The sequence below is a fragment of the Streptomyces sp. NPDC030798 genome, assembly GCF_055572275.1.
In genome coordinates, this window is the sequence record NZ_JBVIDR010000015.1 from 44,290 (window position 1) to 68,150 (window position 23,861).

Below are 23,861 nucleotides of genomic sequence, written 5' to 3' on the forward strand. Positions count from 1 at the left end.
CTTAGGCCGGGCACGGCGAAGCGTCTGCCTCGACCCGCACGGGCAGCCCTTCGGCCGTGCCGCAATGGATAGGCTCCGGGCATGTCTGACTTCTTCCAGGTATCCACGGCAACGCCCACTCGTGACCACGCTGTTGAACTGGCGCGGTCGATCGTCAGCGAGCGGCTGGCAGCAGGCGCCCAGATCATCGGCCCTGTGATCTCCGCGTTCTGGCACGACGGTGACTTCGGTACGGGCGAGGAGTGGCAGTTGCTGCTGAAGACCACCGCAGCCCGCTACCCGCAGCTCGAGGCCCACATCCTGAAGAATCATCCCTGGCAGAACCCCGAGCTGGCTGCTGTGCCCATCGAAGCCGGGTCCAAGGGCTGCCTGGACTGGATCGCCGCCAACACCACCCCGGGCGAGTAGACCTCAGACGGCGGCCGCCTTCTCCAGAACATCGGTGACGGCGGGCAGCGCGCGGTATTCGCGGAGCTTCTCAATGAGGGGGGCGAGTCGCTGGCGCGGACGGACTGAGGCGACCTCGGCCGACAGGTCGAGGGCACGGCTGGTCACCGTGGCCGCTTGCTCGACCTCCCCGGCGTGCAGATATGAGGCGCTCAGCCAGGACAGGTACAGGCTCTTGTCGCGGGCGTGGGTGTCCTCGTAACGGCTCAGCGCCTGCTCGAGTACGGGTACGGCGCGTAGTGGTCTGCGCAGTTCCGCCCAGCAGCGTCCCGTCATGATCTGCAGTTCGTTGGCGTCGACCCATGCCACCCAGTCGGGCTGCGGCGTGTCGTCGGCCTCCCCGAGGGCCGCCTGCGCGGCGTCCAGGCCCCGCTCGGCCTCCGCGCTGCGGCCCGCGACGGCGTACGCCCAGGCGAGGCGTTCGTTGAGAAGGGCGCGCACCCCGGGCGGTGCGTCGGGGCCGGCCTCCTTCACTGAGCGGGCAGCCGTCTCGACGCCGGCGTCTCGGTTGGCCGTCTGGTAGGCGAGGAAGGCTAGGGCGTTTCCCGCAAGGGCCGAGTCGCCGGCCTCGCTGGCAGCTTCGTGGCTGGCCTTGTACAGGCTGGCGGCATCTGCTCTGCGGCCCGCGTCGAAGGCTGCCCATCCCGCCTGCTGAGCCTGCTCGGCGAGCACCGATAGCAGATCACGCTTCGTTGCCTCAGTCTGGCTGCGGTCCCGGATCAGGGCCTTGGTGCGCTGGTACTCGCCGACGTACACCCGGTAGGTGTCACCGCCGCCAAGAATGTCGTCCAGGCGGCGAAGGCGCGCCGTTCGCTCGCGTAGCAGCTTGGGGTAGTCGCTGCCGATCGTGCGTCCGGCCGGGGGCCGGGTCAGGGCGGGAAGACTGGCTGCAAGTCCGGCTCCCACCGAATCCTTGAAGAACTGCCTTCGTCGCAAATCGTCTCCGTCTCCGCCGGCAGAAGCAGCGGCTGTCTCCCACTCGCGGGGTGCGAGGCCGACCATGTGCCCGGGGATGCGGAGCGCATCAGCGATCTGCGCGATCTTCTCGAAGGTGGTCACGCTTCCTTGCCCGCGGGCCAGCTCGCCCACCCGGTTCGGCTTGATGTCGCACTCCGCCGCGATCTTTGAGTAGCTGATCTTCGCCTCGCTGCGTGCCAATAAGAAGACGGTCCCGAAGTCATGTTCGGCGAGGGCGGCCTGCATGTCCGCACGCTCAAGGAGTGCGCGCGGGAGCGCGGTCGGAGGTTCGTAACCAGTCATGAGAGGCCCCCGCCTAGGGATACAGCTTGCCGTAGTGGGCTCCCAACAAGCCTACCCATGATGGGTATACCCGTGAGTGGGAAGCAGATAGCGCTTGACGGCTGGAGTGTTGGGGACAACGAACCCCGGCGAGGCGGGTGAGGCCTCACCGGGGCGTGGCCAACGCTGCGAAGGAGCGCTGACACCATGAACGCTACATCTCGCCCAGAGCCGGGGGTCAAGATGACCCTGCGCGTGTACACCGTGAACCGGGCCGGCACCGTCACCGTGGACCGCGGCCAGGTCGACGTACTGCCCGAGAAGCACCCGCAGTTGCTGAGCACCGAGTTCCCGCCCTGCGCGTGCCCCCGCTGCGGGGCGAGCCGGTGAACGCCCCAGTGGAGATCGGCAGCCGCACGCAACCGGCGGACATCCAGACGATGCGCGAGACCGCGGCCAAGCTGCTCGGTCTGGATGACGGGCCCGAAGTGCTTCCCCCGGCCCCCAGGGAGCTGGGCATCCTCACCTCCACGCTGCGCGGCTACCTGGAGCTGTTGATCCCCGAGGTGGAAAGGAAGGCCGGGCGGCTGTCCAAGGACAGCGTGACCCGGTACTGCGCGCTCGCGTGCGTCGGCGAGGCCCGCCGCAAGTTGGACGCCGGGCCGAGCAGCCGGTACGGCGGGGACGTGGGCCACGCCCGGCGCCTGGCGCGCGTCCTGCGCGCCCTGTGCGAGCACTACGAGAACACCGGCGGCGCGACGCCGTGAAGACGACTGCCGGCTTGCTCGTGTACGTCGCGGCCGTGACCGGCCCGGTCCTCGCCCTGGTGCTGGCGCGGACCCCGCACTGAACGCACCCCGACGGCGGCCGCTTCCGGATAGGGCCGCACCCGTAAGCCCCCGTCTCACCGGGCTCGCAAGACCTGGAGAGACGGGCCCGCCCGTCCCGTCGCAAGGCTCAGCAAGGCCTTCGGCGGGACGGGTCCACCAAGCCCCGCCCGGGCTCTTCAACATGGACAGGTCGAGCAGCCGGGGCGGGGCAACCCAACCAGGGAGGAAACGTGACCATCGCACCCGAACGTCCGGTGGGCACTACGGACGCTCTCGCACCCCAGGACGTCCGTACCCGGCTCGCGCGATGCATCGTCCGCGAGCACCCGGAATTCACCTAGGAGTTCGCCGAGCGGCTCGTCGTCGCGGCCGCCGAGTTCCAGGCAGCCAGCGGCGCCTACCCGCACGTGCGCATGGCGCCGAGCAAGCTGGTCGACCACGACGCCGGCGAATCGGACGTCGACCGTTCGCGGAGAAACCACCTTTCACGTACATGCATTCGAATGCGGAAGTTTGAGACCATGGCCGACGCCGGATGGTTGGATGCCGGTGTCCGTTGGTGCGGGAGGCCGTTGGGACTCCGATCGCGCCACGAGTGCGCCGCAGAGAAGCAGGCTCGGTTCGAGGGAATGGAGGGCCAGCCGGTGAGCGACCGCAGTTCGATCGAGTGGACCGAAGCCACGTGGAACCCGACCACGGGTTGCGACCGCATGTCCCCAGGCTGCGACAACTGCTACGCGCTGGTCCTGGCCAAACGTCTGAAGGCGATGGGTTCCCCCAAGTACCAGGCCGACGGGGACCCGCGTACGTCAGGGCCCGGATTCGGGCTGACCCTGCATCCCGACGCGCTGCGTGTTCCCTACGGATGGAAGAGCCCGCGGACGGTCTTCGTGAACTCCATGAGCGACCTGTTCCACGCCCGAGTGCCGCTGGACTACGTACGCCGCGTGTTCGAGGTGATCGCTGAAACACCCCAGCACACCTACCAGGTGCTCACCAAGCGCGCACGCCGCCTGAGGCAGGTCGCCGACCGACTGCAGTGGCCGGCGAATCTGTGGATGGGCGTCTCCGTGGAAAGCGAGAAGGAGCTGACCCGAGTCGAGGATCTGCGACAGGTCCCTGCAGCGGTGAGATTCCTGTCCTGCGAGCCGTTGCTGGGGCCGCTGGACGGACTGGAACTGTCCGGTATCGACTGGGTCATCGCGGGCGGCGAATCCGGGCCCGGGCACCGGCCGCTCGACCCTGCCTGGGTGACGCATATCCGCGACACCTGTCAGCAGGCCCAAGTGGCCTTCTTCTTCAAGCAGTGGGGCGGCCGCACCCCCAAGGCCCAAGGCCGTGAGCTGGACGGCCGCACCTGGGACGGCATGCCACAGCGCGCGCTGTCACTGCCCGCACGCTGAAACCGCCACCGGCGCCGCACCGGCCTGTCCCCGTCCTCTGCCCTGGCCCGCGAAGAACCCGGCAGCAAGGCATGCTTCAGCGCAGGGCTGAACCGTGTGCGGCGCTGCGCCAGGGCTGAGCAGGCAAGCCAAATTCATTCAACGCCGTTACGTAATCGCAGTATCTAGCGCAAAATCATGCCAACCATGTCCATCGAGCCGACAAGGTGGGGGATCTTGGACGCGTCCGAGGCAGTGCTCGACGACACAGTTCTCAATCTGAGCGGTGAGAACGCCGGCGAGAAGGAACTGGATGCCAACAACCCGTTCTTCGTCAGCAAGAAGGCCGCCGCCGTCCTCAAACACGCCATCCTCGACAGTTACGTCGTCCCTTTCGCCAGCAAAGTCGGCCGATACGCGCCAGACGGCCGCGTCGTCTACCTCGACAGCTACGCAGGACCAGGCCGATACGAGGACGGGACACCAGGATCGCCAGCCCTGATCCTGGACTCAGCCGCCCGCATCGCTGGCTTCCGCCAGCTCGACTGCTACTTCATCGAGCTCGGACGCAACAGCTACCGCTCCCTGGCCGCCCTCGTCGAGGACGCCCGCAGCCAAGGACTGGCCGCCCATGCCCTCCAGGGACGAGCCGAGAAGCACCTCGACCAGGTCCTCCGACGAGCGGCAGGCTTCCCGCTGTTCGCCTTCCTAGACCCCTTCGGCCTCGGACTCAGCTTCCAGGCACTCACCCAGCAGATCTTCGGCTCCCGCAGCACTCACGGAACGACAGGCCGCCACGCGACCGAAGTCCTGCTCAACTTCAACGCCAACGCCGTGCGCCGCATCGGAGGCCTGCTCACCAGCCCCAAAGACACCCCCGGCAAACCGGCCACGCTCCGCGCCATGGACGCAGCCTGCGGCGGCCCCTGGTGGCGTGAGGAATTCGAGGACTCCAAGGACAACACAGAAGCCGTCGAGCGCATCACCACCGGCTTCGCCCAACGCGTCGCACGTACCGTCCGCGCGGGCTACTGGACCATCGACGTCCGCAACCGCGCGCATCACCAGGTCGCCTACCACCTCGTGCACTTCAGCCGACACAAGGACGGCCTGTGGCTGTTCGGGGAAGCCGCCAGCCTCGCCCAGGTCGCATGGCGCCGAGCCTGCCTGCCCCCGCCCGAGGAAGGCACCCTCTTCGGCGCCGCCGACACCTTCGACGAAGAAGAAGAGCAGCGAACCCAGGCATGGGTGCGACAGATACGCCGGAACATCGAGCGCCTCCAGCATGATCTTGGTGCGTTCACGATCGGCGACCGGCAGGCCGAAGTTCTCGCGGGCGTACTCGGCCAGGCACGGAGCATGCACATCCGAGCCGCGGTGAAGCAGCTGTACAAGGACGGCAAGACCGACTGCTCCGGAGTCGGCGAGGTACGCCAGCTCCGTATCACCCCACCTCGATAACACCTGGAAGCCATGACCACCCACACGCACACCCAGCAGCTCGCCGCCCACATCCGCTCCAGGCTCGGCGACGGACCATTCCTCGCCGCCGGCGGCTGGAGTCACATGGGCGCCGTCATCTGCGACGCCAGCTTCCAGGCCCGCCGCAACTACGCATCGACCATCCGCCCACGCATACTCCACCTACAGACGGCATGGCCCGACGCCAGCACCGTCCGCGGATTCCGCGCGCGACTGGCCACCGAAGACCTTGCCGCCGTCATGAACTTCAAGGCCCCCCGCCGGGTCGCGACCGCCCACCACATCGCCGAACTCCTGGCCACCCGCGGAGTCGACACCCGCGACGACCTCCACGCCTGGCTCGAGGTCCCGGACAACCGGGCCGCCCTGCGCACCGTCAACGGCGTCGGACCGAAGACCGTCGACTACATCGGAAACATGGTCGGCCGGTCCCAGATCGCCATCGACACCCACCTGCGCACCTTCGCCGCTCAAGCCGGCATCGTGGGCCTGACCTACCACCAACTGCGCACTGCGTACGAAGCCGCCGCCACTGCGCTCGGCCATGACCAAGGCGACCTAGAGCATGCAGTCTGGCGACACATGTCACAGGCCCGCTGAGGCCGGCCCTTACTGCTGTCCACCTTGGGTGGCGCCCGTCTGACAGCCACCTCAAGACCGGCCTCAGCTAAGACGTACTCCCCGCTGCTGCCACGGTGGCGGGGCTTCGTGGGGGAACCGGCGACAGCACCGGGACGCCGTGCCGGGCCCCCCACCACACGGCTCCTCACCGGGCAGCTGAAGTGCGCCAGGGCGGTGCGTCCGCCGCCCCAGCGATCACCGGCCGGCCGAGTTGCCCACCCCTTCAACCTCCAGCTCGGGCTCGGCACCGTCATCGCTGTCACCGCGGGTCTTCGTCACACCGATGGCGAACACACGCAGCCCACCCCGCCGGGCGGCCTTTGTAACGGAAACTGCCCGATACACAGGAGACTCGCAGAGGACGGCGAGAGCCTCGCGGATGTCGGAGCTGCACATATCGACCATCCCGTCGGTGAACAGCATCAGCCGGTCGACGCCATCATTCGCAAGGTCCGCTCTTTCAGACTCTGTTGCAATTGCCTCACACGGGACCGCGTCAGCATCCAGCACCTGCCAAGTGCCGCTCCAGCTCTTTGACCCGGCACCACCTTGCCCGTCCCGTTCCTGTGACACCTGCCTCCATCGCCAGATCCACGAGTCGTTCTCGCACTCCAAGTGCAGCATCACGGCCCCGGACGCCAGCACCTGCGGCCCTCCTTCGAGAACTCTCCGTCCCGGCCGTGTCGGTACCGGCAGCCTGCGCACAGATCCATCGGCGGTGTCGTGGAACAGGCCGTCGACCACGTGCCCCGCAGGCCTGCGGGTGCCTCCACCGATCAAAGCTGCAACAAGCTCCTGTAGTGCCCGGACGAGAACCCATCCCACCTGGGTGTCCGCTCCGTTCGACACACCGTCCTGCCGCTGCGCCCTGCTACGGATCTGAGCGGCCTCACTGCGCGCTTCGTCGATGATCAGCAGGGCCTGCTGCTGTGCCGTGGCCATCAGCTCGCGGGCACTGCGCCGGGCGGTCTCAGCCATCCATTCGATCTCTGAGTGGGTACTCTGAAACTCCTGCCGGGCCTCGGCCCGCAACTCCGCGGCCTTCCGGCGGTCCTGCTCGGTCTCCAGCACGATCTCTGCACAGGCAGCCGCGGTCCTTTCGGCCTGCTGCCGCGCCTCGGTGAGGATCCCATCGGCCTCACGTCGAGCCTGCTCGATGATCCGCCCGGCCTGTTCCCGGGCAGTGGCCGTCACCCCGGCGTACAGGCTTTCCATATCCAGGTCCCATGCACGATCATCCTTGAACCTGTGGTTGCCGTCGACCACGCGCAGGGCAGAAGGGGACGGGGTCTGCCCGCAGGGCACGGTGTCCGCAGCGGCCTGGGCGCCGCCGAGAGCGGCCAGTTCCCTGAATCCGTCGAGCGTCTGCCGCAGGACGATCTCTTCGAGGGCCTGTGCTGCGCCGGGGATGTGGTGGCCGGCGGCCATGCGAAGCCACCGCCGTGCCGCCTCGTAGTCGCCGTGGTCGAGGTACTCCTGGCCCAGGGCGTACGCCTCGTGCCCGAGCACCACCTCCTCGGCCTGCGTCTGCAACCGAGCACGCTCGTCCGGGCTGTGGCTCTTCAAGCGCTTCATGACCGCGGCGAAGCCCTCCGCCTTCTCGGCGACGCTCAGCGTCGGCTCCTGCCGCATACCGTCCTCATGCTCCTGGGCGGTCACCCGCGCACCTCCTTCGCCATCCCGACGCTTCTGTACACATGCATGCCCGGCGCCTGCCGCAGGGCTTCCCGCGCTTTCCCCAAGATCTTCTTCATGTTGTCGACGCCTGTGCCGAGCGCATCGGCACACTCGGCGACCGACAGGTTGGCCACGTACTTCAGCAGCAGGGCCTGCCGCTGCTGCTCGGACAATGTGTCCAGCGCCTTGCGAAGGTCATAGCGTCGCTCCACGGCCGCGAAGTCATTGCCGTCCGTCCCTCCGACGAGGTCCTCAAGATCGCTCGGCTCGACCGTCAGCATCCGCCCCCGGCGACGCAGGTAGTCGCACAGGCGCCATCTGGCGAGCTGATACAGCACCCCAGCCGGTTGAGCGGGGTCCGGGTGCTTCTGCCACCAGGTGAAGAACTGCACGAAAACCTGTTCGGTCAATTCTCCGGCACCGTCGTCCCAACCCGTCCTGCGCGACACAAAGCGGAACAGCTTTTCGCTATGCGCGTCTAGAACTCGGCGAACTCCGCCTCGCCGAGCACCACAGGAGCGGTCCCCACCGCCCCAGGGGGCGCGGCTGCGGCACGGCCGGGACTCACCACGCCTGACTGATCCTGCAGGGTCACCGGCGCCGCCTCGACGCGACCGCATCCCCGGACACCGGCACCGCGCCCTCGGCGGGCGCCTCCCGGCCCGCCGCAGCACCCCCAGCAGTGCCCGTCAGCGACCAGGTGCCGGCCGTACCGCCGTGGTGCACCTGGACCTCACGGTCGTTCTCGGCGACGCCACTCACCATCTCGGCCAGCAGTTCCTGCTCCCGCTCCCCGCGCCGCTCCCGGGCCAGCTGCACCCGTCTCCACTCGCGCGCGACGACGACCACCACCGCGAGCACAAGGGCACCCACCCCCCCGGGCCCCCACATTCCCTGCGCCATCTCCACCGCCCCGTTACTCGTCGAACTCGCCTGTCACCCCCTACATCGCGCGAGCGAACCAGGGCGGGTACCGAACCCTTCGAGATCTTTTAGGTGATCCTTCCTGGACATCGTCGGCGCTGGGCAGCGCGGCCACCAGAGGGCGTGCGGGCAAGGGGTTCTCCGGCGCCCGCAGCCCTGTGCCCGAAATCCGGTTCAAGATTTTTTGTCGGTGTGGGTGTTCTCGGCCCAGGAGGGTGAGGGCGGAAGGGTTCCGCCCGCGAGAGGTGGTTGAAATGCCCTGTGGGTGCTGGTGTTGGCGTTGTGCGGCGGCCTGGTCTTCGGCATGCTGCGAGCGACCGGCGCGAGTCCGGCGGAGGCGGCCGGCGTCGCGATCGCGGCAATGGCGCTGGCCGCGATGCTGCTGGAGCGCCGGTGCGCGCGAAGGGCTGCGTGAGCGGCACGGCGGCGGGGAGGCTGGAGATCGAACACACGCAGCAGCGATCGGCACCGCGCTGGGTCGCCGGCCCGGTGCCCGGTCTCGGCCAGCGGTGCAGCCTGTGCCCGCGCCTTCCGGAGCGGACGCACGAGGTGCGCCTGGGCGACACCCCCCGCCATCCCCGCCGAGTTCCCCGCGCGAGCGGGGTGAGCCGGAGGAGGGTGCGCGCCGCCTACTGGAGTTCCCCACGCGAGCCGGGGTGAGCCGGCACAGCAGGGTCTCGCGGATGCGTGGGTTCAGAGTTCCCCGCGCGAGCGGGGGTGAGCCGCTGTTCGAGGAGTGCTCCGACTGGGCGCGGCCGAGTTCCTCGCGCGAGCGGGGGTGAGCCGCCGACACCCGCGACGAATGCATCCACGGCCTCGAGTTCCCCGCGTGAGCGGGGGAGCCGACCTTCGGCAACCCGCGGTCTACGTCTACGTAAGTTCCTCGCGCGAGCGGGGGTGAGTCGTATGTCGTCTTCGCTGGGCAGTGCTCGGTGGCGGGTTTCATGCGTGGGGTGGTGGCGTCAGTTTGTGCGTTGTGCTTGTGGTCAGGTGACTTGTCCTCCGGCTCAGCCAGGATCCGTGCGGCGGGAAGCTGTCAGGTGGCTGGTGGTGGGCCGTCTGTGGTCCGGTGTGCGTCGTAGAGGGCCATGGAGGGTGCGGGGCGTGGCGTGGGTCTCCGTGTGGCTGTTTTTCGTTGGTTGTGAGCACTGAGTGGTTGTTGGGGAACGGTGATGCTGTCGGTGTCGTGGGAGTGTGGGGGTGTTCGGTTATGGGGCTCGGGTTGAGTGGGGGAGTGGGACGTGGTTGCGGGGAGGGATGGGTTACGCCAGCTGTCCGGAGCGCATCGGGTCCTCATCGGTGCAGTCGTGGCAGGTGCTGTGATCGTCGCCGGTATCGGGTTTGCGGGCTCGTATGGGGCGGTTCGTGAGCTCGCGGTGAGGAAGGGCTTCGGCACCTTCGCCTACGTCTTCCCGATCGGCATCGACGCCGGCATCTGTGTCCTGTTGGCCCTGGACCTGCTGCTGACTTGGATCCGTATCCCGTTCCCGCTGTTGCGGCAGACGGCCTGGCTGCTGACGGTGGCCACGATTGCCTTCAACGGGGCGGCGGCCTGGCCCGACCCGCTGGGTGTGGGGATGCACGCGGTGATTCCGGTCCTGTTCGTGGTGGCGGTGGAGGCTGCTCGGCACGCGATCGGCCGGATCGCCGACATCACCGTTGACAAGCACATGGAGGGTGTCCGCTTCACCCGTTGGCTCCTCTCGCCGATCCCGACGTTCCTGCTGTGGCGCCGCATGAAGTTGTGGGAGCTCCGCTCCTACGAGCAGGTCATCAAGCTCGAGCAGGAGCGTCTGGTCTACCAGGCCAGCCTCCGCTCCCGTTTCGGCCGCGTGTGGCGCCGCAAGGCTCCGGTGGAGTCGCTGATGCCGCTGCGCCTGGCCCGCTATGGCGTCCCTCTGGCTGAGACGGCCCCGGCCGGCCTTGCTGCCGCGGGCATTGACGATCTTCCGGTTCAGTTCACCGTCGAGCGGGCCCCGGTTCGGGCTCAGCGGCAGAGTCCCGAACTCGAGGCCGCCGTCGGCCAGGAGAAGGAACTGGCGTCGGCGCGCGGCGTGCAGGCCCAGCCGGTGGAGGAGCCGCGGACCGCACCCCCGGCGCCGTCGCACGATCTTGTGGACGAAGGGAACGCCCAACACCTCGCCAACGCCTACCAGGACTGGATCGCCGTCTTCGGATTCGAGCCGACGAGCGCCCAGTTCGCTGTGTGGCTCCAAGACCAGTACGGCATCGCCAGCGCGGCCGGCGGGCCACTGTCCGGCGAGCAGTTCGAAGCCTTGCTGCAGTTCCTCAAGCAGCGCCATACCCCCGCAGCTGAGAGGGGGAGCGGGCCCGAAGAGGCGAGCGATGCCGACGACGGATGGGGTGACTACTTCTACAACGCCTGGCTCGCGTACGCGCAAGAGCACGGGGCGTACCCCGATGCGGACGCCCTCGCCGCGTACGTCTACGAACGGGACCAGATCACCGGCGGCAACGGCCAGCCCATCACCGGCGCAGACCTGGAGTACTTCGTCTCCACCTTCCGGCAGCGCGAGTTCGACGAGACGGAGCCGCCCGTCGGCGGGGAGGCCACCGAGCCCGCCGCGCAGGCACCCGCCCGCGAGCCCCTCCCGAACGAGGAGGAATCTGCGGAGACACCGGCCGGCGCGGCCGCGCACCCCACCAAGGAGACGCGCAGCCCCCGGGTGAGCGCCCCCATCGACGAGCCGCCAGGCGAGGACGACGCGACCGGGGAGCCCGCCGCGCTCACCACCGTCGACCGCTACTACCTCGCCTGGACCGAGTACCAGACCGAGCACGGCGAGGAACCCAAGGCCGAGCAGCTCTCCGCCTACCTCGCCAGCACGAAGGGCATGACCGGCCGCGGCGGAAAGCCGGTCAGCCCCTCCACCCTGCGCCGCTACCTCCTGCCGTTCCGCGTCTACAACTTCTGGGCGGAACAGCGGGTGCGCAACGAAACCCCGCCGCTCGACGCCATTGCGCAGGAGTGCGCAGCCCACGGGATCACCGCGCAGCACAACCGGCCCCTCACCGCCGAGTACATCGCCGAGCAGGCCGTCGACTTCGAACGGCGCTGGCAGGCACTGACCCGTCACCACGCGCAGCCACAGCAGTAAGAAGCCGCGCACTGATCGTCACTGCGCACCAGCAAGCCAGCCAGCGCCAACGGCTGCGCAATCAAGAAAAAGCGCAGGTCAGCCCAGCATTGCGCAGCCGCGATGCCCATTGCGCAGCCAGGGCGCACAGCGGTCGGCGCACTGCGCACCCGCCACCGAGACAGGAGGAAACATGCGCGCCCTGCGCATTGCCCCCGACACCGCCGTCACGGAACTCGACCTGCCCGAGACCGATGCGCACTCCGCGATCCAAGACCACATCGGAACGACCGACGCGGTTGATCAAGGCGTGTACCACCGGCGAGCCCTCCTGCACATCCACGGGGCCGGACGCGCGAACACGCTCGCGCAGAACATCACCGCATGGGTCCTGGCGAGCGCCTGGCGCGGCATCGCCTTGTACCCGATCCACGGGCCGGTCATCGTCACCGGACGTGCTCAGGACGGGGGAGTGGCCGCCTTGGACGACGACCTGGCCCAGCACGCGCACGCGGTTGCGCAGACCGTACGGGAAACACTGGGGAGTGGCGCAGCCGGCCGCCCGCGTCCAACGAGGCGGCCCTGAGCGAACTGCTCGCCTACGCGGCCCGGGACGTTGCCCCCAGCCAGTAGCCGCACCGCCCGGCCCTTGCGCACCTGCGGCTACAAGGCCTTGCGTACTGCCGTGCCCGAGCCGTTGAGGAGCTCGTTGATGAGCTGAGAAGTCTCCATCTCCAGCGAGCAGTCCAAATCCCGGTTGACCTGTTGCACGCGGGTGATCGCGGTGTGCAGTCCGGAGCGGTTCCCGCGCGCAGCCTCCAACCGCATCCAATCCCGATAGAGGAGCTCGGCAGTGGGGTCAACGTCGAGACCGGTCGCGACGGCCTGGCGGGCGGCGCTGAGGTCGTGGTGGGGACCTGCGGGGATGCGGTAGGTGGCCACGGTGTGCGCGACGTCGATGATCCGCGTGATCATTTCCTGAGCGTAGGGCTCAGCCCAGGGCAGCGGCCGGCCGCCGAACGGCTTGCCCCGCACCAGAGCCAGTGCCTTCTCCAAGTCGGTCAGGCCTGACGGCCCCAGCGGCAGCGCGCGTTCGACGAGCTGGAGGAAACGGCTCCAGTCGCAGCGCACGCCCGGAGCGAGCCGGTATGGGTCCTCGCCGGCCTTGCGGCGCGGCACGTAGAGGTTGCCGGACGAGTCGCTGCCCAGCGAACTGCGCAGGCCCTGCATCCGCGCGTTGAGGGTGCTCGTCGACCACGGGCTGACGGGATCCATGTCGGCACACAGCACGTCCGCGCTCCGGCCGGGCCGGAAGTACAACAAGGAGGCCAGCTGCGCCATCCTCGGGCCGTGACCGGTGCGGTCCACGCCCGTCACCTCGACCGGCCCGAGCACCCGGATCTCCGGGGCGTGCAGGTCCTGCGCCTCGCACTCTTCCTCCTCCGGCACCGCGGGCTCCTCGAGGGCGGCCCTTGGGGCGTCAGCCTCCGCCGCGTTTGCCGCGTCGGTGGAGTCGGCAGCGGCCGGGGACGCCGGGGCTGGAGACGCCGCTGCTTCGGCGCCCGGTCCGTTTTCGTCGTCGAGCTGGGTCGACGATGCGGTGGGGGAGAGGAGACGGAGCCCGGACGGATCGGTGCTGGCGGCGAGCAGGGCCGGTAAGACCTCGCTGCTCACGTCCGTTGCCGCCGCCGGCGACGGGATCGAGCCGGCAGTGGTTGCGGGCGCGGACTCCACCGGCGACGCGTGCTCGGGCTGCTGCACGCTGTCGAGCTCGTCCGGGACGTCTTCCCAGGGCCCCTCGGCCGGGTGGGACGGCTGCCCGGACACCTTCAACGCGGTGGTGATCTGAAGGTAGGCGGCGTGCTCCAGGCGCTGCAACGTGATGTCGGTGCCAGCGTAGTCGAGGGTCTGCGGGTCGCTGAGGGAGGCGTTGAGGATCTCCGCCTCCGGGAAACGAGCGGCCGCCGTACTTGCCGGGGCGATCAGCGTGACGGGTACCGCCCCCGCCCGAGAGATCACGTCGGCGAACTGCCAGGCCGTGTCCTCGTCCAAGGAGGACGCGCACAGCAGCAGATACGGTTGATGCTTTGTTTCGGGCATCTGGTGCGCTTCCAGCAGTCGTTCGCTCAGATCGCGCAGCGCGTGCACGGCCTGACGCATGTGGGCGATCCGCGCGGTGGGCAGCAGCTGCGGCAGGTCCTCACCGAACCCCACGGTGACGACCTCGACGTCGGCCGCCCACGGACTCATCCCGAGTTCCAGCGCGATCGAGGTGCACACCTCGGTGATGTGGACCGGGTTGCCGTCCAGCAGCAGCGCGGGCAACTGCGCGAGGTTGAGGAGCAGCAGATCGCCCCCCTCGGTGCTGCCGATCGTGACCAGCCCCGGATACGGTGCCGGCACATCGCGGGCTGCCTCCCCGTCCAGGAGCGCGGCCTCAGAGGGCAGGACCCACCAGCCGCCCCGGCCGGTGGTGAACGGCGCCACCGGTTCCTGTGCGAGGTCCTCAGGTAGCACCTCCACTGCGCGGGTGCCGATCCGGGCGGCCCGCAGCGGCGGCAGGACCGCGTCGGCCTCCTGCTGCTGGGCGACGTGGTGAGCCAGGGTCCGCAGCGCCACGTCCAGGCGGGCAGCACCACCGGGCTCGGCGGCCGCCGCCAACTGCGCCTCCGCCGGGGAGGTCTCAGCTGCCATGGCGATCTTCTCGCCCGGCTTGCGGCGTCGGCGCTGCAGCGTCCGGCGCAGGGCGAGCGCCCCGGTGACCGCAGCGGCGAGCAACGCGCCGGCGCCGAGCACGATCCGCAGGTTCAGCGGGCTGCTGGCCGGAGCCGACGCCGGGGCCTCGAGCGCGGGGGAGGAAGCAGCGGAGCCGGACGGCTCGGCCGACGCCGACGGCGTAGTAGCAGAAGCCGAGGCGCTGGCGCTGGGCTCGGGCGTCGCGGACGCCGCCTGGGACGGTGAGGACTGATCCTGCCCAGGCCGCTCGGCCGGGCGACTGGACGGCGCGGTGGGTGCCAACGACTGCGGTGCAGGCGCCTGGGTCTGGCTGGGGGCGGGCGCTGGCGCATCCCCCGTGTTGCCGCCCGGCGTCTGCGTGTCGTCGGGGGTCTGGGTGGTCGGGGGAGTGGTCTCCCGGCTGCCGGACTCCTCACCGTGGCCCTGGCCTTGGCGCGGCTGATCGGACTGGGTATCGGCCACGGTGACCTGCTGTCCCGCGTAGATGACGTCGGGGTCGGTGATCTCGGGCAGGCCGTGTGGTTGCGCCTTGCCCCGGCTGGCCTCGAACAGCTGCGGCCAGTCATCGCCGTCACCGAGCTCCTTCTCTGCGATCTTGGACAGGTAGTCGCCGGAGCGGACCGTGACGACGTGCCCGCCCTTCTCATCGGAAACCGGGGCGCTGTCACCCAGCTGGGTACGGACGCCTCCCGCAGCCGTGGCGGTCTCGGGCATCTGAAGCTGCCAGCCGGGCTGCAGAAAGCTGTTCGCGCGGAAGACCGTGCCGTCGGCCATGGTCCGTCCCTCGTTCAGATCGGCGATCTCCCGCCACCGTTCGCCGTCCCCCAACTCCCGCTCGGCGATGCCCCACAAGCTCTCCGCCGGCCGCGTCTCGCGCACCGTGTACGTACGCGACGCCGGCGTGCTCGCGGAGGATGCGGGTGAGGCCTGGTCGGATTGGGCGGCTGCCTGTGGGGGCTGACCCGCCACGAGTCCGGCCGTGGGAGCTGGCGCGGCCTGGGCATCGGAGGCCAGCGCCGAGCTCGTGGGCAGCAGCACCAGGATGCTGCCGATCAGCAGGGCCGCGGCGCGCTGCGAGGCACCCATCCCTCGCGGGGCGTGCCAGGTGCGGCCCCTCAGCTGTGCGATCAGCTCGCGTACCGCGCAGAAGCTGAACTGCGCCCACCCGATCCAGCCCACCGCGACGAGCAGCAGCAGAAACACGCTGCCGGTGTCCTGCCGGTCCAGCAGGTGGGTGAGGTCGTCGTGGGTGGCAGCCCAGATGACCGGGGTGGCCCAGGCCAGCAGCAGCGGCAGCCCGGCGACCGCGGCGGCCAGGACGAGCAGGCTCATCACGGCCTTGAAGACCCGGGCCAGGGTGCGGCCCACCTCTGCGGCGGGGGAGCGGGTGGTGGTGCGCATCAGTTTCCTTCGGGAGCGGTGACGCCATGCAGGAGGGTGGCCTTGCCATGGCCGGTCACCGACAGAGAGCCGATCCCGACCACCGACAGGAACTTCGTGTCGTACGAGCCCGTGACGGTGACGGTGAGGGTCTTGCCGTCGCCGGACACGCTGACCGTGCCGGTGGCGCCGGCGGAACTCAGGTAGGCCTGCGCCGCGGCCGCCGCGGCTTGGGGATCGACGGTGATCGCGGTGCCATTGATGGCGTCGGCGGGGTCGATGGCCTGGCCGCCGGCCCGGGCGGCCTCGCCGGCGATGTAGTCGGCGCGCTCGGTGGCGCGCATCTTGCTGCCACCGTCCACGGCGACGCCGATGATGCCGATCAACGCGAACACGCACACGGCGACGAACACGGTGACGCCGCCCCGGTCTTCACCGACGGCCTGCCGTATCCGATGCAAGATCATCAGTCACCTCGCTGTCTGTACTGGTCCACTACCGAGGTCGCCGTCGACGTGAGTGTCTTGGCTCCCGGCACACCCGGCAGCAGCAGATCCGACAGATTGACCGTGCAGGTCACGGTCACGGTGACCGTGCCGACCTGCCCTACCGGCACACTCAGGCCGCCGGTGTTGACGCGGACGGACGTCGACGCGCACTTGATGCCCTGGTCGTTGAGGGACTCCGCGGCTGCTGACTGCGCGGCCCCTTGGGCGGCCGCCGCCGTGCGGTGAATGGATGCCTCCCGAGCCGCGTCCTCAGCCGCAGAGTCGATCTTCGCCCCGGAAGTGACGATGCGGCCGCCGGCGATCGCCAGGCATAGGAACATGATCAGCGACGGGAGGATGATGGCCGCTTCGATCGCGGCACTGCCCTCGTCGCTGCGAATCCTGTGAGCCAGGCGGGCCATGTATCGCACGTGATTCACTCCCCCGGGACAGTCCAGCGCTCCACCGGGCCGGACGCCGACTGCGTGACCCGCAGGCCCGACAGACCCGGGATCATCGACAGGGCCGTGCCGGATACCTGGACCCGCACACGCTGCCCGTCGCTGCTGGCGGAAACGCTGTAGCCGCTCAGGCTGTCACCCGCAGTGCGCCCCAGCACGGCCCGCGCCTGGGCCGCGCCGTCGGCCGGACTCGACTGGTAGGCACGGGCCGCGGTGGCGCCTTCGCGGGCAGCGGTCAGGGCGATCTGCCGCGCGTAATACCACATGGAGGCCTGGATGACGGCCACCGTGGCGAGCAGCACGAACGGGAAGATGATCGCCATCTGGATGCTGGTGTCACCGCGGTCGTCGCGCCATCTTCGCCCCTGCCACCAGTCCTTCAGCCGCTCGGTCACAGCCCGTTGAGCTTGCCGTTGTACTTGGCGATCACGACGGCGATAGTCCCAGCGATCAGGACGGCACCGGTGACGGCGGCCACCCAGATGATGACGGTCGTGGTGGAGATGTCGCCGCGGTCCGGCCGGCGGGCGGCCTCCTGAAGGCCTTCCTGCACGCGTGTGGTCAGACGGAGGACCGCGCCGTTGGCGCGCGCCCAGGCACGCGCTCCACGGCCGCCACGCCCCGGTCCCCGGGACGCGGTGTACGGGCCGGTGTGCGGGTGCGTGGTCGCCCGGAGCACAGCACGGCGGGTGCGGGCTGCGGTGTGCTTCATGTTCCTTACCTCTCTGGAGCGTTGAACGAGTCGGAGTGGTCTCAGACGGTCAGCATGCGAATCACCGCGGGGAAAGCCATCAGCAGCATCACCAAAACGGCCAAGAGAGCTCCCGGCGCGGTCATCTTCTCGCTGGCCGCGTTCGCCTCGGCGGCCTGATCAGCCAGCAGTTCCGCATTGAGCGCGGCGGTGCGGGCCCGCAGCGCCTTGTACACGGCGGCGCCGTCCGTGGCGCTGCCGCGCATGATGTCGGCGACGTCGTCCAGGACGGGCAGGTCGTACTCGTGGGCCAGTTCCGTGAGTGCTTGATACGGCGGGATCTTCTCCAGCCGTGCCCGGCGCAGCGCGCCCTGCAGATACAGGAAGGGCCAGCCCTCGCCGACCTCGGCGGCCTTCTCCAGGGCCTCGGCGGGGCCGGCGTCGGCGGCTCGCTTGAGCGCGACCAGGTCGAGGTAGGCGGACAGGGCGTGCGCGAACTCCTCCCGGGCCCGCTTGGCCTGGTCCCGCACGGCGAGGTCCGGGGTGATGAACAGCAGGGCTGCGACGATGAGTCCGACGCCGGCGGGCACGTAGAACGGCAGGCCGACGCCCGCGATGATCCACGGGATTGTCGCAATCACCGGGCAGAGCAGGCCCAGCGCGGCGAGTGCGACCTTCTTGAGCATGAACTGGCCCGGCCCCTGCCCGAGGAGGGACAGGTTCGTGTTGGGGACCCTCACGCCGGGAAGCCGCTCGAGGCGGGCCAGCAGCCACCGGCCCCACACCTCCTCGCGGTCCAGCTCCGGCTCGGGCATCGTCAACGTCGCCGGGGCACTGCGCTTGAGGGCCGGCCCCAACGCTGGCTGGGTCTGCAGCAGTTCCCGGATAAGCAGTGCGACGCCAGCGCCGACCGTGCCGCCGGTCACGACGACGGGGATCAGGTTCACGAGGCGGCTCCTTCCGGCTCGCGGGCGGCGACCGGGTTTTCCGGCTCCGGAGTGGGCGCGGGCAGCCGGACGGTGCTGGTCGGGTCGGTGACCAGGAAACGGGGGATGCGGCGGAAGTTGCCCAGTTGCCGCATCAGGGCAAGTACTCCGACGAATCCGGCCGTCAGGAAGGCCAGCACGAGCTGTCCCAGCAGCGTGGAGTACGGCTTCGTATAGCTGGGCACGAAGAACCCGGCCACCACGACGCCGACGGTGATGATGGTCATCCACCGCACGGTGGTTCGCGGCTTCGCCCGGTCGGCCTCGATGGCGCGCTTGCGGGCGACTTCCTCGCGGACGGTGCCCGACAGGTCCTCCAAGGCCTGAGCCAGGCCCGGGCCGCGGTCGTTGACCGACAGGATGAGCGACGCAGTCACCTTGTCCGAGGTGACATCGTCCAGTTCATCGGCGAACGCTCGCAGCGCTCCTTCCGGCCGCCAACCCAGGCGCAGCCTGTCGGAGAGGTTGATGATCTGCGGGGCGAGTTCGTCCGGCGCCCCTTGACGGCTGGTGATCATCGCCTGTTCCAGGCCCATGCCGAGGCGCAGCAGGCCGGCCAGCCGCTGCGTCCACTCGCTGAGTGCCTCCAGCTGGCCGATGCGCTCCTGCGCCATCTGCGCCGGGGTGATCAGCCAGGGCACGCCGATGACGGCCACGCCCAGCAGCGCCCCGCCGACGAAGTTCCCGGATACCAGCCACACGGCTACGAAGACCAGGACGGCCGCGACCATGAGGGTCCGCTGCCGCATCCGGACGTCCTCGCTCTGGTTCTTCCCGCCGCGCAGGACCCGCCAACGCTGACGCAGCGGGGCCCGCCGCGGCGCCGTGGTGCCCACGACACCGGCCACGACACCGATCAGCCCGCCGACGACGGCCATGCCGCTCAGCAGCCCGAACAACAGGGTCATCGGCTCACCCCCACCTTCAGCGGCAGCGGCGCCGGCCAGGCCCCGTAAGGCTGTTGCAGCAGCGAGGAGTCGAAGCCGACGCGGCGCAGGTCGTCGATGCAGCCCGGGTCCATCTTCGGCACCGCCCGCAGCTCGCCCCACTCGCGGCTGGGGGCGAAGATTTCATTGGTGGCGGGCCGGCCGTTCTCGCCGATCCCGGTCAGTTCCAAGACGTGGGAGACGTAGCGGTGACGGCGACCGCCGATCTGCGTCTCGTCCGTCATGTCGACGTACACGATGAAGTCCAGGCCGTTGGCGGTCTGCCGGTATGCAAGCTGCTCGGAGAGGTTCTCCTGGGCGAGCGCGTACAGCTCGGCGATCCGGTCGAAGATGATGTCCGGCCGCCGCGCGTGAATAGTGCACAGGTTGCCGCCCGAGCCGTTCGTCAACGCCTGCATCATGGCGACGACTTCGGGGCCGCGGACCTCGCCGACCACGATCCGCTCAAGCGACATCCGCAGCGCGGGATGCATCAGGTCCAGGAGCGTAACCTCACCGGCGCCGCGCCCGGTGACGTCCTTCTCCCCGTTGGACTCGCGGCCCACCAGGGACACGACCTGTTTGTGGTAGCCGTTGGCGTGGGCGAACAGCTCATCCTCAGTCTGGATGGTCGCGAACCGGCACTCCGGGTCGAACTCCTTGAGCATCGCCCGCATCAGTGTGGTCTTACCGGCCTTCTGCTTCCCCGCGATCATGATGTTCTTCTCGGCGCGTACGGCGGCGCCGAGGAACTCGCGCAGGATCGGGTCGATGGTGCCCAGCCGGACCAGGTCGTCGAGGTCGGCGTGGGAGACCCGGTGCCGGCGGATGACCGCATACGTCATCGGCCCGAGCCCGGTGATGGCCTGCAGGCGGGAGCCGTCCTGCAGGGACAGGGCGAGGGTGGGGTTCGCGGTGGAGATGGTCCGCTCGCTATGCCCGGATCCGCGGGCCAACTCCCTCAGCAGCTCCAGCAGCTCCTCTTCGGAATCCGCGATCGGTCCGACCCGACGGCGTTCGCCGTCTCCGTAGTCGAGCCACACCTCGTGCGGTCCCTGGATGATGATGTCCTCGACCCGGTCATCGTCCAGGTACGGCTGGAGCCGGCCGGCTCGAAAGAGCAGGTCATACACGGCGCGGCGCAGCGCCTCGTCTTCCTGCGGCGTCATCGCCTGGGCATCGGACCACAGGGCGACAGCCTCGGCGATCCAGTTCAGGCAACGCTGCTCTTCGCTGGCCCGGTCCATGTCGGGCTTGGTCTTGAGCAGTTCCTCGCGCTGCTTGGCGACCTGGGACGCAATGTCCCGGGCCACCCGGTAGTCGACAGTGACTTGAGGAGCCGCCGTCCCGAGCGCCTGGGTGCTCGAGGCAGCGCCAGCCGGTGCTTGCGCACCGTTGCTCTCGTGCACCCACTGCTGGGGCAGCGGTGCCACCGTGGGGTCGGGGTGCAGGGGCTTAGCGCGCATGGGTCACCTCCCCGCCTGCCGCGTGCAGGCCGCGTGGATCGAGGCGGGCCCGGCGCATGGCGGCCCGCTGAACAAGCAGCGTGCTGCTCGTGCGGGCGGCCTTCATCAGCGGCGACTTGGTGAAGTGGCGCGGCTGTTCGGCACCGTCGGACAGCACCCGGGCGTCCTTCGACGCGTACGGCAGGGTGGCGATCACCGGCACCTGCAGCACGCGCTGCACCTCACCAGCGGGGTACGGGCCTTCGTTGATCATGAGCACGCTGACGTCGCCGACGCGCTCTTCGAGTGCGCGTACGCGGCCCTCTGCTGCCTGCAGGCAGCGCAGGGTGTTGCGGACCACCACGAACGTGGCGTCGGCCTGCTCGGCAAGGACCCCGGAGGGCCCGTATGCACCGCGGCGGCCGAGGTCGATGAGGACGTCGTGGCCGCTCTCGGCCTCGATGCCGCGGAACATCTGCGCGAGGATCTTCCAGACCTGGCCGAGGCTTGCCGACTGCGAGGGGTCGGTGATGCCGGGCAGCAGCAGCCGGTCGCGCGGGGAGTCCTGTTTGCCGTCCTCGCTGCTCAGGTCGATCAGCTGCCGCCAGAAGGCGTCGCTGAACTCGCCTTTGCGGGCGGCGACCGAGAGGTTGCGCAGCCCGTACCGGTCGCCGAGCGTGCCCTGTAGCAGGCCGTGCAGCACGGCACCGCCGTCCGGGTCGCACTCCGCCAGGATCATCCGCCGGCCTGCCTCCAGCGGCCATGACAGCAGCAGGGCGAGAGCGCTCGTGGTCACACCGGGCGCTCCGCTGCAGCCCGCGAGCGCGATCACAGCCATCAGTTACCATCCGGGGCTGCGAGGACCAGGCGCAGGGTGCCGGCCGCCTCCCACGCGGCGGCCGTGGGACCGTCAGTGGCAGAGGTGGCCACGTCGACGACCACGATTCCTGTACCCGGGGCGGCACTGGATGCCTTCACGACCCGGCCGTCGATGGTCTGCGGCGCGGCGTCGGACGTCTTGCCGGTGTCCGTCGATCCCTGAGCCGGGACGTGCACCAACTCGACCTTCTGGCCCGGCACCAGCGCGGTGTCCGGGATCTGCTTGGGCTCCAGACCGATCGGCACCAGCTGCTCGCCGGCCTTCACCAGCGAGTCCTTCGTCACCTGCGAGGGGGCGAGCAGGGAGCCGGGCATGAGCTCAACGGCGGCCCGCTTACCCACCACCGACTTCAGGTCGTCGGCGCGTACCGCCTTGACGGCCGGGTCCAGGGCAATGGACGCCTTGCCCAGGTCGTCCTCGGTGAGGACCTGGCCGACCTGGACGTCGCGGACCACGGTCACTACTTCTGTGCGGTTGCCGACTTGAAGCAGCAGGACGGCAACTCCAGCGCCTCCGGCGGCGATCAGCGCCAGCGACAGGGCGATGACACCTGGCCGTCGCCTACGAGCCGACACCCGGGGCGGCCTCACCGGTCCGGCCACGCGTCCCTGCTGGGGAACTCCGTTCGGGGCTGTGTCTACTTGGGTCTTGCTCACCGTTCTGTCCTTCCGGCGGCTTTACCTGACGACTTGTACTTCGCCGACTGCCACCTGCACGTTGGTCTGCCGGACCTCGGTGAGCTGGCCGGCCTGTCCGCCGCCTTGCCAGTTGATCGTCCACGTGGAGGTCGCAGTCACCGGGAACTTGCCGTTCTGGGCACCGGCTGAGGTCTTGGAGTACACGTGCCCGCAGTCCGGGGACTGGGCCATGCCCTGGGACGACGTGTAGGGCGTGCCGGGTCCGTTGCACGTCACGGAGGCGCCGTCGCCCATCGTCCACACGATCTTCGACACCTTCGCCGTTGCCGTGACAGTCACCGCACCTGCTGTCGCCGTAGCGGTGTTCGGTCCGTAGGTCGTGGCGCTCTGGTTGACCCACATCCACATCGGAACACCCACGGTGTACTTTCCGGCTGCACGCGGACTGGCGATGTCGGGACCGAGCAGTGTCATGGAGTCCACCGCACGCTGGGCCAGCACCCGCGGGTCGACCTGCGGCACGGGCGGCTGGCCTATCGGCACGACCACGAAACCGTCTGGGTTGTTCTGGCCGCCGTCTGTGCACCCGTAGAAGTACACGTCGTTCTTCTTGGGATCGGCACCCTTCCAACCCGGCCATGCCGCTGGCGGCTTCGGATCGACCTTGTCGTAACGGCACTGCATCTTGCTGTCGCTGCTGTCGCTCCCGCCTTGGGAGCCGCCTGCCTGCCCGCCGCTTCCGCCGGTTTCGTCACCGTCGCTGGCGCCGACGCAGAATTTGATCACCTGGCACTTGCCGGCACTGGTCCCGGGATCGTCGCCGGCATGCGCGACGCCGGATAACGCCAGGACGAGGGCGCCTGTGAGTACGGCGAGACGTCGGGTCAGCAGGACTGATCTTGAGCGGTCAACTTCGTGACCATCCACGTCTTCCCCCACTTTTCAAGATTCGCGGTGCTGACGTATTTGGTGAGCCGCGTCGTGGGCAGCGGGACCGGCTTCTTCGAGGCCTTGTCGATCAGGATCCAGTGCGTCGTGTCGACGCAGTCCGTGAGCGTGGCCTTGGGGATCTTGCCGCCGGTCACCTTGACGACCTTCGGATTGATCACCGGCTTTCCGGTGGTTACTTGCCCGGCCTTCCGCATGGCCGAGAGATCGCTCTCAATATCGAACAGCGCCCTCAGCGTGGTGTTCTTCTTCAGGTCGGTGCCCGCCGAGGACGCCTTTGCGTAGGCCGCGGTCTGCGCGTCCCAGGAGCTGGTGTACGCCGCGATGACCGCGGCGTCCTCGGCGCCGGCAGTGGAACTGGGGGACGGCGAAACAGACGTCGGGGTGGGGCTGGGCTCAGACGACGTGTCCGAATCGCTGTCGCTACATCCGGCCAGAGCCAGCAGACTGCTGGCGACGATCAGCGCGGTTGCGTGCTTCCGGGTGCGAACCGTGGCGATGTTCAGCCCCGATGAGCGTCGTTGTGTAGCTGTCACGTTGTCTCCCCGTACGACGCGGTGCGGTAAACCGCCGCCCCCGGCC

The 23,861-nt window shown here is 69.3% G+C and carries 25 protein-coding genes; 9 read left to right on the forward strand and 16 right to left on the reverse strand.

Annotation, left to right across the window (positions count from 1 at the left end):
- Window positions 1-81 precede the first annotated feature (81 nt).
- On the forward strand, window positions 82-408 hold the full coding sequence (gene cutA / locus ACZ404_RS29610) for a divalent-cation tolerance protein CutA (protein WP_468445125.1): 327 nt from the start codon (window positions 82-84) through the stop codon (window positions 406-408).
- Between the two features lie 3 nt (window positions 409-411).
- Here the strand turns inward: cutA and ACZ404_RS29615 are convergent, their stop codons facing one another.
- A complete protein-coding gene (locus ACZ404_RS29615) occupies window positions 412-1,650 on the reverse strand; it encodes an XRE family transcriptional regulator (protein ID WP_468445127.1) in 1,239 nt (412 codons plus the stop codon).
- 243 nt (window positions 1,651-1,893) lie between these two features.
- Between ACZ404_RS29615 and ACZ404_RS29620 the strand changes: the two genes are divergently transcribed.
- The 5 genes from ACZ404_RS29620 (at window position 1,894) to ACZ404_RS29640 (ending at window position 5,980) form a co-directional block, all read left to right on the forward strand.
- Window positions 1,894-2,076: a hypothetical protein gene (locus ACZ404_RS29620; protein ID WP_468445129.1), complete on the forward strand. Its 183-nt coding sequence runs from the start codon at window positions 1,894-1,896 to the stop codon at window positions 2,074-2,076.
- Entirely contained in the window at window positions 2,073-2,453 is a 381-nt protein-coding gene (locus ACZ404_RS29625) for a DUF6415 family natural product biosynthesis protein (protein ID WP_468445130.1), read from the forward strand. The genes ACZ404_RS29620 and ACZ404_RS29625 overlap by 4 nt, the downstream gene beginning before the upstream one ends.
- A 707-nt stretch (window positions 2,454-3,160) precedes the next feature.
- Window positions 3,161-3,919 (forward strand): DUF5131 family protein, encoded by a 759-nt coding sequence (locus ACZ404_RS29630; protein WP_468445132.1) that lies wholly within the window; start codon window positions 3,161-3,163, stop codon window positions 3,917-3,919.
- Between the two features lie 186 nt (window positions 3,920-4,105).
- Window positions 4,106-5,359: a three-Cys-motif partner protein TcmP gene (gene tcmP / locus ACZ404_RS29635; RefSeq protein WP_468445134.1), complete on the forward strand. Its 1,254-nt coding sequence runs from the start codon at window positions 4,106-4,108 to the stop codon at window positions 5,357-5,359.
- 12 nt (window positions 5,360-5,371) lie between these two features.
- A complete protein-coding gene (locus ACZ404_RS29640) occupies window positions 5,372-5,980 on the forward strand; it encodes an HhH-GDP family DNA glycosylase (protein ID WP_468445136.1) in 609 nt (202 codons plus the stop codon).
- Window positions 5,981-6,196: 216 nt separating this feature from the next.
- Here the strand turns inward: ACZ404_RS29640 and ACZ404_RS29645 are convergent, their stop codons facing one another.
- From ACZ404_RS29645 to ACZ404_RS29655, 3 genes are read right to left on the reverse strand one after another with little or no spacing between them, the layout of a single operon-like run.
- Window positions 6,197-7,660, reverse strand: coding sequence for a hypothetical protein (locus ACZ404_RS29645; RefSeq protein WP_468445138.1), 1,464 nt, complete (start codon window positions 7,658-7,660; stop codon window positions 6,197-6,199).
- The gene (locus ACZ404_RS29650) at window positions 7,657-8,298 is read right to left on the reverse strand and encodes an RNA polymerase sigma factor (protein ID WP_468445140.1); all 642 of its coding nucleotides are present in this window, start codon (window positions 8,296-8,298) and stop codon (window positions 7,657-7,659) included. The genes ACZ404_RS29645 and ACZ404_RS29650 overlap by 4 nt, the downstream gene beginning before the upstream one ends.
- On the reverse strand, window positions 8,270-8,551 hold the full coding sequence (locus tag ACZ404_RS29655; RefSeq protein WP_468445142.1) for a hypothetical protein: 282 nt from the start codon (window positions 8,549-8,551) through the stop codon (window positions 8,270-8,272). Before ACZ404_RS29655 ends, ACZ404_RS29650 begins: the two co-directional genes overlap by 29 nt.
- 316 nt (window positions 8,552-8,867) lie before the next feature.
- Here ACZ404_RS29655 and ACZ404_RS29660 point away from each other — a divergent pair, with 316 nt between their 5' ends.
- The 3 genes from ACZ404_RS29660 (at window position 8,868) to ACZ404_RS29670 (ending at window position 12,286) form a co-directional block, all read left to right on the forward strand.
- Window positions 8,868-9,017, forward strand: coding sequence for a hypothetical protein (locus ACZ404_RS29660; protein WP_468445144.1), 150 nt, complete (start codon window positions 8,868-8,870; stop codon window positions 9,015-9,017).
- 856 nt (window positions 9,018-9,873) lie between these two features.
- Window positions 9,874-11,721, forward strand: a complete 1,848-nt coding sequence (locus tag ACZ404_RS29665; protein WP_468445432.1) for a DUF2637 domain-containing protein — start codon at window positions 9,874-9,876, stop codon at window positions 11,719-11,721.
- Between the two features lie 172 nt (window positions 11,722-11,893).
- A complete protein-coding gene (locus ACZ404_RS29670) occupies window positions 11,894-12,286 on the forward strand; it encodes a hypothetical protein (protein WP_468445146.1) in 393 nt (130 codons plus the stop codon).
- 77 nt (window positions 12,287-12,363) lie between these two features.
- Here the strand turns inward: ACZ404_RS29670 and ACZ404_RS29675 are convergent, their stop codons facing one another.
- The 12 genes from ACZ404_RS29675 to ACZ404_RS29730 all read right to left on the reverse strand — a co-directional run bounded on the left by ACZ404_RS29675 (window position 12,364) and on the right by ACZ404_RS29730 (window position 23,815).
- Window positions 12,364-15,837 (reverse strand): LysM peptidoglycan-binding domain-containing protein, encoded by a 3,474-nt coding sequence (locus tag ACZ404_RS29675; RefSeq protein WP_468445148.1) that lies wholly within the window; start codon window positions 15,835-15,837, stop codon window positions 12,364-12,366.
- The gene (locus ACZ404_RS29680; RefSeq protein WP_468445150.1) at window positions 15,837-16,283 is read right to left on the reverse strand and encodes a Tad domain-containing protein; all 447 of its coding nucleotides are present in this window, start codon (window positions 16,281-16,283) and stop codon (window positions 15,837-15,839) included. The genes ACZ404_RS29675 and ACZ404_RS29680 overlap by 1 nt, the downstream gene beginning before the upstream one ends.
- Complete coding sequence (locus ACZ404_RS29685; RefSeq protein WP_453001440.1) at window positions 16,283-16,726, reverse strand: TadE/TadG family type IV pilus assembly protein; 444 nt, start codon at window positions 16,724-16,726, stop codon at window positions 16,283-16,285. Before ACZ404_RS29685 ends, ACZ404_RS29680 begins: the two co-directional genes overlap by 1 nt.
- Window positions 16,727-16,740: 14 nt before the next feature.
- On the reverse strand, window positions 16,741-17,160 hold the full coding sequence (locus tag ACZ404_RS29690) for a TadE/TadG family type IV pilus assembly protein (RefSeq protein ID WP_453001442.1): 420 nt from the start codon (window positions 17,158-17,160) through the stop codon (window positions 16,741-16,743).
- Window positions 17,157-17,477, reverse strand: a complete 321-nt coding sequence (locus tag ACZ404_RS29695; RefSeq protein ID WP_468445152.1) for a hypothetical protein — start codon at window positions 17,475-17,477, stop codon at window positions 17,157-17,159. The genes ACZ404_RS29690 and ACZ404_RS29695 overlap by 4 nt, the downstream gene beginning before the upstream one ends.
- A gap of 41 nt (window positions 17,478-17,518) precedes the next feature.
- The gene (locus ACZ404_RS29700) at window positions 17,519-18,403 is read right to left on the reverse strand and encodes a type II secretion system F family protein (protein ID WP_468445154.1); all 885 of its coding nucleotides are present in this window, start codon (window positions 18,401-18,403) and stop codon (window positions 17,519-17,521) included.
- A complete protein-coding gene (locus ACZ404_RS29705) occupies window positions 18,400-19,350 on the reverse strand; it encodes a type II secretion system F family protein (protein WP_468445156.1) in 951 nt (316 codons plus the stop codon). Before ACZ404_RS29705 ends, ACZ404_RS29700 begins: the two co-directional genes overlap by 4 nt.
- Window positions 19,347-20,834 carry a CpaF family protein gene (locus tag ACZ404_RS29710; protein ID WP_468445158.1) on the reverse strand — a complete coding sequence of 496 codons (1,488 nt, stop codon included), beginning with the start codon at window positions 20,832-20,834 and terminating at the stop codon, window positions 19,347-19,349. The genes ACZ404_RS29705 and ACZ404_RS29710 overlap by 4 nt, the downstream gene beginning before the upstream one ends.
- Entirely contained in the window at window positions 20,824-21,651 is an 828-nt protein-coding gene (locus ACZ404_RS29715; protein ID WP_468445160.1) for a hypothetical protein, read from the reverse strand. Before ACZ404_RS29715 ends, ACZ404_RS29710 begins: the two co-directional genes overlap by 11 nt.
- Window positions 21,651-22,295, reverse strand: coding sequence for an SAF domain-containing protein (locus tag ACZ404_RS29720; RefSeq protein ID WP_468445162.1), 645 nt, complete (start codon window positions 22,293-22,295; stop codon window positions 21,651-21,653). Before ACZ404_RS29720 ends, ACZ404_RS29715 begins: the two co-directional genes overlap by 1 nt.
- Before the next feature lie 75 nt (window positions 22,296-22,370).
- Window positions 22,371-23,270: an ATP/GTP-binding protein gene (locus ACZ404_RS29725; protein WP_468445164.1), complete on the reverse strand. Its 900-nt coding sequence runs from the start codon at window positions 23,268-23,270 to the stop codon at window positions 22,371-22,373.
- Window positions 23,216-23,815, reverse strand: a complete 600-nt coding sequence (locus ACZ404_RS29730; RefSeq protein WP_468445166.1) for a hypothetical protein — start codon at window positions 23,813-23,815, stop codon at window positions 23,216-23,218. The genes ACZ404_RS29725 and ACZ404_RS29730 overlap by 55 nt, the downstream gene beginning before the upstream one ends.
- Window positions 23,816-23,861: the final 46 nt, after the last annotated feature.